Genomic DNA, 14284 nt, shown 5'->3' on the forward strand with positions numbered 1-14284 from the left:
AACTGTTTTACCTTGTATATTAAAAATCCAAGATGAAATTGAATTCAAAATACTTAAAAAAGCCGCCTCGATTGCAAAGCGACTTTTAAAATATTTGCTTAAATTTTTAAACTAATTTTTCATTAAAAAATTAATGGTTTTATTTTCGACAAAAATAACTTTTATTATTGTCTTACCTGATAATAGATTTTTTATTTTAGTTTCATTTTTTGCTAAATTAATAATTTCATCTTGAGACAATCCAGGTTTTACATTTATTAAAGATCTTAATTTATTATTTATTAAAATAGGATAATTAATTAGTTCTGTTTCTAAATTATCAGGATCATATGTTGGTCATGTTTGATGAGCTAAATCATTTTCTCCAAACATGCTTAGCAATTCTTCAGCTAAATGTGGAGCAAGTGTACTTAATATTATTGCAAAATCAATTAATATTTTTTTGCTTGGTAAAACTTCTAATTTGTAAAGCGAATTTATAAAAACCATCATTTTAGAAATTGCTATATTAAATTTCATAGATTCTAAATCCAAAGTTACTTCTTTTACAAATGTGTTGACGGTTTTCATAAATGAATTATCATTTGATTCTTCGTTAATAATTCTATTTTCAAATTTGTATTCAATAAATAAACGGTAAACGCGATTTAATCATTTATGAACACCTTGAATAGCAGAAGTTTGTCAAGGTTTATCATCACTTAATGGTCCCATAAACATTTCGTAAACTCTTAATGTATCGGCTCCTAATTCATTAACAATATCGTCAGGATTTATTACATTACCAACTGATTTTGACATTTTAGTACCGTCACTACCAAGAATCATTCCTTGATTAACTAAACGCATAAAAGGTTCTTTAGTAGGAACTAAACCAATATCATATAAAACCATATGTCAAAATCTTGCATAAATTAAGTGAAGTACAGCATGCTCTTGACCGCCAATATAAATATCTACTGGTAGTCATTTTTTAAATCTTTCTTTTGCTTCTTGGCTATCAATAGCTGTATATGTTCCATCTGGGTTTTTAAGTATGTAAGCTAAATAATATCAACATGAACCAGCTCATTGCGGCATAACATTAGTATCACGTCTATATTTTTTGCCATCTTTTTCAAAATAAATTCATTCTTTATTATTAGCTAATGGACCTTCACCGGTTCCGCTTGGCTGGATATTTTCCATATGTGGTAATTCAACTAAATGATTAATGTAATACACTTTACAATTTTGTTTTATTGGATCACAATCAGCATCAAAAACTATTGGAAATGGCTCTCCTCAATATCTTTGACGAGCAAAAATTCAATCTCTTAATTTGAAAGTCTTATTTCCGTTTTTATCAATTTCTCTACCAATTCAATTTCTTTGAAGAGATTTAATAGATTCTTCTCAATCTAGTAGATCTAATTGATCAACTAACCTGTCAGCATATTCTGTTATTTTTAAAACTCATTGTTTCATTATTTTTTTAGTTACCGGAAAATTACCTCTTTCACTAACAGGGTTGCCATTAGCATCTTCAATAATTTCTTCATTAGCTAAAACTGTTCCAAGACCTTCACATCAGTTTACTTCAGTATCTCTTAATTCAGCTAAACCTTTTTCATGTAATTTTAAAAAAATAAATTGAGTTCATCTGTAATATTCTGGATCACTTGTTTTTACTTCGCGATCTCAGTCATATGAAAGACCTAATGACTTAATTTGTTTTTTAAAATTTGCTATGTTTTCATCTGTAAATTTAGCAGGATGATTACCTGTTTTTAAAGCATATTGCTCAGCAGGAAGTCCAAAAGCATCTCAGCCCATTGGATGTAAAACATCATAACCTTGCAATCGCTTCATTCTTGCGATAATATCTCCAGCTGTATAACCTTCAGGATGTCCAACATGTAATCCTGCTCCAGATGGATAAGGAAACATTTCTAGAACGTAGATTTTTTTATCACTTTTATCGGTTGCTTTAAATGGATATGTTCTATCTCAATGTTTTTGTCATTTTTTTTCAATATAAAAAAAATCGTATTCTTTTTTAATCATTTGTTCCTTTCGTTGTTGCTGGTTTTAAATCAGTTACATTGGTTGCCCAATTAGCTTTATAATACACTAATTCATAAGGTAATATTTTTGGAATATCACTTAAATAGAAAATTATTACTGAAATTCATAATGAATTCTGAAAAAATTTTGAAATAAATAATGCTGTAAAAATCAATCAAGAAAATTGAAAAATGTTAGTTGCTAATTCAATAATTGATAAACGTGAATTTCACCCACCTGATTGCACGGAATTTGAACTTGAAATAAATCACATTCATGTTGGAAGTAAAGCTGTTATTGGAATTAATGTAAGTTGCATTTCTCGTAGCATTTGAGTTTGTACTAAATTTGCGTTAATTAAAGCTTGTTCGGACGTAATTAAAACATTATTAACTGTGCTTCCTTCTAAATCGAGTTGAGCTTGATACTGCCCTCTAACAACAAAGGTCATATAAGGCAGAGTTAAAACTACTAATACTAAAAGTAGTGAAAAAATAAATCCAATTAGAAAATTAAAACCTTTTAATTGAGTTGAATGTTTTTTGGCAGCACCTATATTATTTTGACCTAATTGTCAACCTACAAATATTGATGTAGTAGCGCTAATACTCGGAATTGCACTTAAGAAAATTCCTGAAATAGAACCAGTTATTCCAATTATTGCTGCTGCAGATAATTGGAATGTGCTATCGCCTATAGTGCCTGCAGGATAACCAAAATTTCAAAGCATATTTCTTAAATTAACAGTTAGACCGCTTGCTGATATTAATATAGCACCAATAAATCGCCTAGACATTAATTTTCAAACTACACTATTTATTATAATTAGTCTTATTGGATTAAAGACTAATTCTTTCTTTTTTCATGATACTAATGCAATATGCATTACCATTGCTGCAACACGAGCAATAACACTAGCTCAAGCAGCACCTTCAACACCTAGATTTAATGCAAAAATGAAGATTGAATTAAAAATGATATTTACTGAAAGAGTGATTATTGATGCATACATCTGTAGTTTACCAAGTCCTACTTCTCTTAAAGCAGCTCCATATGTATATGAAAATGATAATAAAAGTCAAGAAACAGTAATAATTCTGATATATTTTGCACCTAATTCAACAACTACAGTACTTTCGTTTGGAGAAAACAATCTTATTAATTGTTCAGGAATTGCTAAACCAGTTACAAAAAATGAAATAGACAAAATACTTGCTGCTATAAATCTAAATTTTAAAGTATCTCTAGCCCTTTTATAATCTTGCTTACCATAAAACTGTGCCATAGCAGATGTACCTATAAAACTGATACCTACAAAAATTGTTAAGAGTAAACCTGTTCAAATATTAGCAATACTTAAAGCAGCTACACCACCATTAATTGTTGTCACCATAAAGTTATCTATAAAATTATTTAAGGCAAACAAAATAGATGCAAATATTATCGGAAAAGCAACATTGAAATATTCCTTATATGTTTTTTTATCTTGAGGAAAATGTGTAACAAAAAATTTTTTAAAAGTAATTGACATAAAGAAAATTATAAATCAATTGGAATGTTTTATTTATAAAGAGTCTGGAATCATTTAGATGATTTATAAATGCAACTCATTATTTAGAGTAGCATTTCATTGTGATTTAAATATATTTTTTCAAACATATAAGTAATTTCATAACAACGCAGTTAATTAAATTAAATACCAAATTTTATAATTGGCAACTCTACGATAAATATTTTTGTATTAATCTTAAATAATATGTGTCATTTAGATTTATTACATTTTCATCGATTATTATATTTCCATCCGATATAGGTTTTACAACTTTGCCGAATACATTATTTTTGAGATATTCATTTTCATTATTTCAATTTATTGCACTTATATTTAATGCTTTAATTCACAAGTACAATTCCTGTAATGTTATTAACTTTTTGATTTCAATTAATTCATTAACATATGATTTAAATGTCTGTAATTGTACATTAGCATCTAATGATATTTTCCCTATTAGTTGTTTTAGGTTTCAAACATATTCAGGTAGATAATGTTTATATTCATTGGTGACTAATAAATCATTACTTTTAATATCATCTTCTGTTTTTCATTCTTTTAAAAAACCATTTTTTATTCGGAAAGATTTTTTTCCATTTTTTATATAGTTGAGTTCAGAACTATGTCAACTTCAAAAACTAAATGCAATCATATTGTTTAAGTTTTCTTTATTTTCAGGTTCATAAAATATGTTTAATGCTGTTTTAAATTTTCTAAAGAAAAATAATACAGTTTTTAGATCAAAGCCAAGCAATTGTCAAAAATTTACAGAACTTTTATCAATTAACAATTCTTTTTGTTGAGATTGGTAATATTTTTTTGACAAATTAGTAAACTCAATGGATTTTGTAAATTCCGATAGCAATATTTCTGTTTTCAATTTTCATTCAGATACATTAACGGCATCTATTACGCCTGTCCTAAAATTCCACTCTAGTAATTTTAAATATTCATTTAAGAAAACATACTTTCCAAATTTAAAATTATTAATATTTATATCTGGGACAATAGCATTGTTATTTTCTGAAATTTTTAATTCAATACCTAATCTTTTCGCATTCATTAGATCAATGTAACTTCAGTCATGATTGTATTGTTTTTTATCCAGCTGTTTCAAAAAATTTATTGACTTTCTTTTAATATAGTCATTCGGAATAATAGAATAAGTTTTCAATCGTTCAATAATTTTTCACGACTCTTCATTATGTAAATATATTTTTAATGGATTAGTTTCCATAATATAATTATCAAATTCTTCTACAAATTTCTCGTTTAGGTTTATATCTTCATTTTTGAATATAAATGGATATAAGTCAGTCAACTTTCAATGTTCTAGTTGATTTTCTACTAATTCTGAATAATTCAAATAACTCGATATTGAATTTTTAATTTTAATCTTTATTTCTGAAATTAATTCATTCTTCAAACCTGACATTTCCACAATTTGAAACATAAGTAAATATTGTTTTAAAATATGTATATTGAATAAATTTAGTTTTTTAAAATTATTAAAAAATTCATCTACTAAAGGTACTAAATTTTCTACTACTAGTTCATCTGTCAAATTCCTATTTTTTTTGATATCAAGAGAATAAATTAAATATAAGTTAATTAAAAAATAAAATGAATGTACATTGAATATTTTTTTAGATAAATGAAATGAATCACTATTTAATATTTTTTTTAAATCGATTATTAGATTTTCATTTTTTTCCAAATTTGAACTTAAATTTAATAATTGTTCGTATCAAAATTTTTCATTTAAATTCGAAACAATAAATTCATTAACAAAAACAGAGCTATCTGGTGTTTCAAAATTAGGTCCATAAATTTTATTAATTTCACTTAAAAGATTTAATTCTTTTGATTCATCAATGGAAATATTTTCTTGAGAATCTAAGAATTCAAAATTTTCAACATCAACAATTTTGTTAAAGTCTTGAATATATAATGCGTATGAAATTCCAACCCCCAAAACAGGACCAATTATTGATATTGATCCTAAAACTCCTCCTATAATTCATCATTTTGTTTTTTTCTTCATAATTACTACACACCTAAATAAAATTTAATTTTTATAACAATATAAATAATTAAAAAATGCTACGCATGGCTAACCATTTATTGCGATTACAATAACATTACTTCTTGTTTTATATTTCTATCATTTTATTAAATTATCACTTATTCAAATTAATAGTTTAATTAAAAAAATTATGTATGGAAATTTTCCATAAATATAAAATGAGATTTATTGAATCTCTAATTTATTTTTAGTTTTTAATAATACTTTTTCATTTTGATTACAATTTTAGTTTTAGAAAAATTTACATACGTTTTATATTTTTTTATTTACAAACGAGGTTAAATATTTTTTAATTTTTACATAAAAAATCCCTTGAACTAAAACTGAAAATTATTTATGAACTCTAATAATTTACTAATGGATAATTATGATTAATAAAAAATAAGTTTAGCTATAAGTAGAGCTAAACGTTAGTAATATTAGAATTTCATTTAATTTTATAATAGAAAAATTCATAAGTAATGGAAATCATTACTTCTACCAAAATGAATAAACTGTAATTTTTTCATAATTCGTGCGATGGGAAAATTAGAACAATTAAAGGTATAGCTCCTAAAGCAATTAAATTTACAAGAGCATCAAGAGTACCTAATCATGCATTTTTATGACCTAAAGAAATAGAAGCAATTGATGAAAAAATTCACATTCAAATTGGTAGTGTAAAAACAAGCGGAATTAAGGTTAATTGTATATTTCTTAATATTACCGAAGTAATTTGTTTAGAATTTTCTAAAGCAATTTCATCAGTAATTAAAATATTTCCGATTGTCGAACCACTTTTTGCAAGTTCACCATTAGCTTCACCTTGAGCTAAAAAGGAAAAATAAGGCATCAATATTATTAGTAAAATTATTAAAGGAGTAAGACTAAGGCCAAATAGAAAATTAAAAAGTTTTAAACGATTAGCCTCAACTCTTGCTTTATCTTCATCATTTTTCCCTAAGTTTCAACCTACAAATATACCAGCAGCTGATGATACTGAATCAAGTGTAGAAAGAAACACTGAATTAATTGCTCCGGTTATTCCTAAAATTGCTGAAGCCGAAAGTGCAAATTGAGCTGGTCCAATACTTCCGCTTGGATAATTGTAATTTCAAATTACATTTCTAAAAAATATCGCAAATAGTGCAAGAAATGCTGTAATACCACCTGGACTTCTTTTTAACATTAACTTTCAGATTTTTTTGTCAATTGCAAAAATCTTATGCGGTAAAAATCTTAATTTTTTATTTTTATAAAAATGTATTCCAAAAAATCCTATAAACCCAACTGCTTGAGAAATAAATGTTCCTATAGCAGCTCCTGATGCATCAAAATGTAACACAAATAGGAAAATAGCATTAGCAGTAACATTAACAATTATTTGAACTATTGTAATAAATAGCTGCAATTTTCCTAACTTCGTTTCTCTTAATAATAATGCAAACGAAGTGGTTCAAGCCATCACTAATCATGCAGGCGCAATAATTCTAATATAAGCAACTGCTTGATTTAAAACAGTTTCTGTAGCAGAAGGCAATAATAAATAAATAAGTTGCTGAGGAATTGAAATGGCTAAAATTGCTAATAATAATGCAAAAGTACTCATTATCGTTAATCTAAATTTAATTAAATTTATAGAATTGTGATAATCTCGTTTTCCATAAAATTGACTAAATGCAGTTGCAGCAATGTAAGAAGTACCATAAAAAGAAGCTGTCAAAATTGCAGTTCAAGTATTAGCAACACTTAAGGCAGTTACGCCTCCACTTATTTGAGCAACCATGAAATTGTCAATGAAATTGTTCATGCTAAAAAGGAATGCAGAAATAACAATTGGAAAAATTATTTTAATATATTTTTTATAATCTTTTCAGTGAGCTGGAAAATGACTTTTAGCAAATTTTCTATATAAAGAATTCATAATAGACTTCATTATATATTATAAAAGTGACTTAATTTAGGTTAATCAAGGTTGAAAAAATATTAATGCTAAAACAACATCTAATACTACAGTTGCGATAAAATTAACTTTAAATTTCAACTTTAAAAAAATATTTGATGCAAATACTAATACTAAAAAAGGAGCAATTATATAAAGTCTTCAACCTTTAAAAAAGCTTGCTTTATCTAAACTAGAAGGTGATGTATTGTAACTTATATATTGGTTTAAACCAGTATTAAAACCAACGTATGGGAAAATCATTCCAATTAATAATTGAATAATTAAAGCAACAACAATGGCGGCAATAATTGGCTTCATATATTTAATAACACTACCAAGATAAACATTGTCTGTTACTTTATCAAAAAGCTTCATTCCAATTAACATAACTAGCATTGCAGGGAAAATAAATGCAAAGTATGTTAAAAACATAGCTAAATAACCTCACCACTGTCCATCAGCTACTAACAATCCGGTAAAAACGGCAACTTGTGTTGAAAAAACACCCGGGGTTAAATTACCAATTGCAAAAACTTTGTCAATAGTTTCTTGAGTAATTGGACTGTTAAAGGTATTTGCTAAAAATTGCCACATTTGTTGAAAAATTGGCATAAAAACTTGACCCCCACCAAAAACAGATAATGAAACAAATATTGTATAAGGTATAGAAACTAATAAGGCAATAAACATTATTGAATTTCCTTATTCTTTTGTTTTTTAATTTTTATAAATTGATAAAGAAACACAATTAAAATAACTGCAATCATAACCAAGGCAGGAATGTTATATGGTGTAGGAACAAAAAGACAAAAAGCAAGCGTAAAAATAAATAATCCAATTCAGACTGGTAAATTTAGTTCTTTATGACTAGCTTTTAAATATTGAATTGCAAAAAAAATTAGTGTGACTAATATAGCAGATAGAACACCAATATTTATTGTAAAAATGTATTTTGAAGGCAAAAATTGAAATAATCAATACAGTAATACTGCTAATAAAACATGCGGTAAAATTCCAATTGTAACAACTATGATTGCTCAGCCTTTTCCAATTCTTGTACTTAGTAAATAAGTGAGCATTTGAATTACTGCAGGTCCTGGTAACATATTTGTAACTACAACACCTCTATCAAATTGCTCTTCAGTGATTCATTTATATTTTTCGACACTGTATCTTTTCATAATTGGCATTAAGGCATTTCCGCCTCCGAAACCAAGAAAAGTAACAATTTGTAAAAACAAAATAGTTTGCATTAAAATTTTTAATTGTAATTTAGGAAATAATTTTTTTCAAAATCCTTTTGTCATTTAACAATTATATTCTACGAAATCAGATTTATTTAAAAGCTCATCTGGATTTTAAAATTGCATTTTATGTAATATTTTAAAATCCATAATTCAACAATTATTTACAAGAAAATTAAACTTATAATAAAATATATTGAACATAAGAAAAGAGGAATTATGAAGAAATTTAACCGTGTGTTTATGATTGTTACTGATTCGCTTGGTATTGGTCCAGATGCTAATCAAGATGAATTTGGAGATAGTAAGGCTCATACTTTAAAAAGTGCTAGTCAAAGCCCTTTATTTGAAATAGACACATGAAAGAAAATGGGAATTGGTACAATTGCTAATTTAGAACATAAATGAAAAGTAAAAAAACCAATTGCTTATGCAATGCAAGTTCAAGAAATATCAAATGCTAAAGATACTCTTGCTGGTCATTGAGAAATGATGGGCTTGAAAACTGAAGTTCCCTTTCCAACGTTTATGGAACATGGATTTCCAGCCGATTTAATTGCAGAATTAGAAAAAGCGTTTGACGGGCGCAAAATTATTGGAAATAAAGCAGCTTCTGGAACAGACATAATCAATGAATTAGCTCATGAAGAAAAAGCACATGGAAATATCATAGTTTATACATCAGCTGATAGCGTATTACAAATTTGTGCTCACGAAGAATGAACAGGATTAGATAATTTATATAAATATGCTAAAGCAGCTAGAAGAATTTGTTCATCTAAACCAGAGTGAAATGTTGGAAGAATTATTGCTCGTCCTTATGTAGGTGAAAATGGTAAATATGTTAGAACATTTAACAGACATGATTATGCTAATGAACCAGAACGAACAACTTTAAATGTTTTAAAAGATAACGGTATTGAAGTTATTGCGATCGGAAAAATCAACGATATTTACGTGGGTCAAGGAATTACTAAGGCAATAGCAAGTGGTAGTGATGATGCTGGTATGGACATTACAATAGATCTAGCTATGAAACGCGGACCTGAAGAAAAAAACAAATTTATTTTCACAAATTTAGTTCAGTTTGATTCACATTATGGACATAGAAGAGATCAAGAAGGATACGGAAAAAATGTTGCTAATTTCGACATTAAATTAACAAAATTAATTAATGCATTAACCGAAGATGATTTACTAATTATTACAAGTGATCATGGTAATGATCCAGCTTATGAAGGTTGAAATCACACTAGAGAATTACTTCCGCTAACAGTTTATTCAAAAGGATTTAAAGAACCAAAATTTCTAAATAGAGTCGAAGGTCTTATGACTGCAGGAAATTTAGTAGCAAGAAATTTTGGATTAGAACCAGTTAATGACCTTGGAGATGATATTTCTAATTTGTTGGTTTAGTTGTTTTAAATTAGGTAAATAATAAATTAATATATTTAACAATATTTAGACAATTATGGTTTAATTATTGTACTTTAATAATTGAAGTTGCTTAGGCAGCTTTTTTACATAAATATAGATAAATCGGAGAGAAAATGTCAAGTAATAAAAAAACAACTTTACCAATTTTGCAAAATTTTATAGATATTGCTGAACAAAAGAAAATTGAAATTAGCATTGTTAAAGATTCTTTTGTTGAATCTTTAAAACACGTTATAGAAAATGTTGATCCAGATGTCGAACTAGAATTTAACTGAAATGACAAAGGTAAATTAATAGTTACAAATAATAAAATTGTTGTTTCAAAAGAAGAATATGATGATTATTCAAATAGTAGTGATAACAAAGATTTAAGATTAATTACATTTGCTAATATCGAAGACTTAAAAGGAAAATATCCTAATGTGCAAGTTGATGATAATATGAGACTTGAAATTAATTATGACGATCTTTCTGGAGCAAGAGTTCAAAAATTAAGTGCACTATTAAATCAAAATTTAGCTAAAGCAACAAAAGAGAGAATTTATAGAAACTATTTAAATCGTATTGGCGAATCAGTTAAAGTTAAAATTACTAGTATTGCAAATAATTATTTAACTTTAAAATTCTTAGATGATGAAGAAGTTATAACATCATTAAGAATTGCTGAAATATTAAAAGCAGATCCTAAATTCGAACCAAAAGCTGATGGAATATTAGATGTTTTCATTGTTGATGTTTTACAAATACCGAAAAAAAATGGTCATGCTGTTTTAGTTTCTAAAACAAGTCCATATGAAATATTAGACATCCTAAAAAGAACATATTCTGAAATTGCTTCAAAAGAAATAATTGTAAAAAGAATTGCTAGAAGAGCAGGCGAAAGAGCTAAAGTTGCTGTAATGGCAAATCCAGATTTAACAGATTCAAGTTATGATCCAATATCAATTTTAATTGGAAAAGATGGATTGCGAAGTCAGTTAATTGCTACTGAATTAAAAAATGAAACAATCGATTTTATTAAGTGAACTGAAGATAGAATTGAATTTTTACAAGAAGCTTTAAAACCAGCAAGAATTATTTCTATTGATGAAAAAAAAGAAGCACATGACCAATTTTCTTATGAAATAGTTGTACCAAATGCTATGGTTTCAGTTGCAATTGGTAAATTTGGAATAAACGCTGGATTAGCTAGTGATATCACAAGAAGTAAAATTACAATTAAAAGCTACAGTGATGCATTAGAAGCTGATGATCAGATTTTATGAAATGCTAATGTTACTAAAGAAGAATTAGCCGAACTAAATGAATTTAGTGCAACTAAAAAAAGAGTTAGAAGCGATTATGCAAAAAACTCATATGGAAATTTCAAACAAAAATTTGATGTTGCTGAGACTGAAAATGCATTTCGAGAATTCGATAGTTATATGGAAAATTTTGAAGGTGAACAAATTGAATTTGAAACTGCTTCAAAAACTAAAGGTAAACAAAATAAACCAAGAAAAGAAATGGGAATTGACATAGATGCACTAAATCAATCTTTTGATATGATTAGTGCCGAACTAGAAGCTGATTCAGACAATGATTTCAATATTGATTTAGATTCTGACATAGAAAATGAACAAGCTAAATTTACTCAAGCCGATAAAAGAATTGCTAAAAAATATAAAAATTATTCAATTACAGATGAATCATTTGCAGATTTTGCTAACGACGGAATTGATTTTGAAGAATTTGATGATTTAGATGATGAAGATGATTGAGACGAATAACAAATTGAAAATAATTAATAGAAAATGTGTTTTAACCAACAAAATAATGCCGCGTGAAAACATGTATAGAATCGTTAAATTTAATAACCAAATTTATTTAGATCTTACATATAAAGCTAAAGGCAGAGGTTTATATATTTCAAAAAGCGAATATAATTTTGACACGTTTTATAAAAAGAGAGTTCTTAATCGTGCTTTTAGAATTAATGTTGAAAATTCAGTCTATAACAAAATCGGAGAAGAGGTAGAAAATTATGGCAAATAAAAAAAATAAGAATAAAAGAAAAACAAACATGGAAGTTGTAGAAACACAACTTTTCAATGTTAAAAATGAAGTAAAAGATAACACATTCATTTTTAATGGTCCAATGACAATTGCTGATTTTGCAAATAAAATAGGAATATCTGGTTCAGATATTGTTAAAAATTATTTCCTAAAAGGTAAAATGTATGGACTAAATCATATTCTTTCAGAAGATGACATTGCCGAATTATCATTTGCACATAATCTTGATTTCCAAGTTGTTCATGAAATTAATGCTACAAACTACTTAGATTCAATCGAATTTTTTGATTCTGAAGAAGAAATGCAAAGTCGTGCTCCAATTATCACAATAGTAGGACATGTTGATCATGGTAAAACTACATTAATTGATCAAATAAGAAAAAGTAAAATTGTTGACACAGAAGCAAGTGGAATTACTCAACATACTGGAGCATACCAAATTGAATATAATGGTAAACCAATAACCTTTTTAGACACTCCTGGTCATGAAGCTTTTACAGCGATGCGTGCTAGAGGAACAGATTTAACAGATTTAGTTGTCTTAGTTGTTGCAGCAGATGATGGAGTTATGCCTCAAACTAAAGAAGCTATTCAACATATAAAAGCAGCTAACGTACCAATGATTGTTTTTGTAAACAAAATGGATAAGCCTGTTAAAGATTTAGATAGACTAAAATCAGAACTAGCAGCTAATGATGTAGTTATTGAAGAATATGGCGGAACTGTTCCGATTGTTTATGGTTCAGCTTTACAAAATCAAGGAATTGATGATCTTTTTGATGTTATAAATTTAACTACCGAAATTTTAGATCTAAAAGCAAATTATAATCGTTATCCTTTAGGTGTAATTGTCGAAACTAGAATGCTTAAAGGTGCAGGTATTGCTGCTACAGTAATTGTTAAAAATGGAACACTAAATATTGGTGATTATATAGTTGCTGGAGCTCATGCAGCCAAAATTAAAACTATGATAAATAGCGAATTAAAACCAGTTAAGCAAGCAATTCCTGGTATGCCTGTTAGAATTACAGGATTTAATTCTACACCTCCAGCTGGAGAAAAATTTATCGGATTTGAAAATGAAAAATTTGCCAAAAAATTAGCATCTGAAAATGAACGTCTAACTAAAAAAGAAAAATTTGTACAACAATCATCAACAATGAATATAGTTACTGATTCAAATACAGTTAACATTATTATTAAAAGTGATACCGAAGGAACTGCTGAAGCACTTAAGCATTCAATAGTTAATTTATCAAATAATGACATTACATTTAATGTTATTGCTGCAAGTATTGGAAATGTTTCAAATGCTGATTTATTATTAGCTCAAGCTTCAGAAGCAAAAATATTTGGCTTCAATGTTACTGCTCAAAATTCAATTAAAAATGATGCAAAAGAAAAAAATATTCCAATGAAGTTTTACAAAGTTATCTACGAAATATTGGAAGAATTGCAAACTATTGTTGAACAAAATAGTGAACCTATTTATGAATTAGAAAAAACAGGACAAGCCCAAATTCTAAAAATATTCCACTATTCAAAAGTTGGTAATATTGCTGGATGTAAAATGGAAAGTGGTTTTGTAAAAACTGATTCATTTGTAAAAGTTATGCGTCGTTCTAAATTAATTTACGAAGGAAAAATCGATTCTTTAAAACGTGGTTTGGATGATACAAAAGAAGTTAAAAATGGTTTTGAATTTGGAACACATATTGAAAATTATGATGATATCCAAGAAGGCGATTTATTAGACTTTTTTGTTAAAGTAAGAAAAAAATAGTTAATAAAATTTGGATTTAATATACTGTAATTTCATCAGTTAAATTTTGGAAATTCATTATATAAAATTTTTATTAAAAATTAATTTTAAATTTAAAATTGTGCCTTTATGGCACTTTATTTTTCAATTGTATATTACAATTTAAAGACATAGGAGT

10 protein-coding genes are annotated in these 14284 nt (G+C 27.0%); 4 read left to right on the forward strand and 6 right to left on the reverse strand.

What is annotated here, in order from left to right; translation table 4 throughout:
* Positions 1-111 precede the first annotated feature (111 nt).
* The 6 genes from CG473_RS01030 to CG473_RS01055 all read right to left on the reverse strand — a co-directional run bounded on the left by CG473_RS01030 (position 112) and on the right by CG473_RS01055 (position 8915).
* A complete protein-coding gene (locus CG473_RS01030; RefSeq protein ID WP_094254457.1) occupies positions 112-2046 on the reverse strand; it encodes a class I tRNA ligase family protein in 1935 nt (644 codons plus the stop codon).
* Complete coding sequence (locus CG473_RS01035) at positions 2039-3577, reverse strand: MATE family efflux transporter (protein ID WP_094254458.1); 1539 nt, start codon at positions 3575-3577, stop codon at positions 2039-2041. Before CG473_RS01035 ends, CG473_RS01030 begins: the two co-directional genes overlap by 8 nt.
* 190 nt (positions 3578-3767) lie before the next feature.
* Complete coding sequence (locus CG473_RS01040) at positions 3768-5642, reverse strand: hypothetical protein (protein ID WP_094254459.1); 1875 nt, start codon at positions 5640-5642, stop codon at positions 3768-3770.
* A 445-nt stretch (positions 5643-6087) separates the two neighbouring features.
* Complete coding sequence (locus CG473_RS01045) at positions 6088-7587, reverse strand: MATE family efflux transporter (RefSeq protein ID WP_094254460.1); 1500 nt, start codon at positions 7585-7587, stop codon at positions 6088-6090.
* Positions 7588-7623: 36 nt separating this feature from the next.
* Positions 7624-8298: a chromate transporter gene (locus CG473_RS01050; protein WP_094254461.1), complete on the reverse strand. Its 675-nt coding sequence runs from the start codon at positions 8296-8298 to the stop codon at positions 7624-7626.
* Positions 8298-8915 (reverse strand): chromate transporter, encoded by a 618-nt coding sequence (locus tag CG473_RS01055; RefSeq protein ID WP_243720091.1) that lies wholly within the window; start codon positions 8913-8915, stop codon positions 8298-8300. The genes CG473_RS01050 and CG473_RS01055 overlap by 1 nt, the downstream gene beginning before the upstream one ends.
* A gap of 156 nt (positions 8916-9071) precedes the next feature.
* Here CG473_RS01055 and CG473_RS01060 point away from each other — a divergent pair, with 156 nt between their 5' ends.
* The 4 genes from CG473_RS01060 to infB all read left to right on the forward strand — a co-directional run bounded on the left by CG473_RS01060 (position 9072) and on the right by infB (position 14127).
* Positions 9072-10268: a phosphopentomutase gene (locus CG473_RS01060; RefSeq protein WP_094254462.1), complete on the forward strand. Its 1197-nt coding sequence runs from the start codon at positions 9072-9074 to the stop codon at positions 10266-10268.
* 134 nt (positions 10269-10402) lie between these two features.
* Positions 10403-12058 carry a hypothetical protein gene (locus CG473_RS01065; RefSeq protein WP_094254463.1) on the forward strand — a complete coding sequence of 552 codons (1656 nt, stop codon included), beginning with the start codon at positions 10403-10405 and terminating at the stop codon, positions 12056-12058.
* The gene (locus CG473_RS01070) at positions 12042-12323 is read left to right on the forward strand and encodes a YlxR family protein (RefSeq protein WP_279526407.1); all 282 of its coding nucleotides are present in this window, start codon (positions 12042-12044) and stop codon (positions 12321-12323) included. The genes CG473_RS01065 and CG473_RS01070 overlap by 17 nt, the downstream gene beginning before the upstream one ends.
* Positions 12313-14127, forward strand: coding sequence for a translation initiation factor IF-2 (gene infB / locus CG473_RS01075; RefSeq protein ID WP_094254465.1), 1815 nt, complete (start codon positions 12313-12315; stop codon positions 14125-14127). The genes CG473_RS01070 and infB overlap by 11 nt, the downstream gene beginning before the upstream one ends.
* The last annotated feature ends 157 nt before the right edge of the window (positions 14128-14284 follow it).

The organism is Mycoplasma testudineum (assembly GCF_002245785.1).
GTDB lineage: Bacteria > Bacillota_I > Bacilli_A > Mycoplasmatales > Metamycoplasmataceae > Mycoplasmopsis_B > Mycoplasmopsis_B testudinea.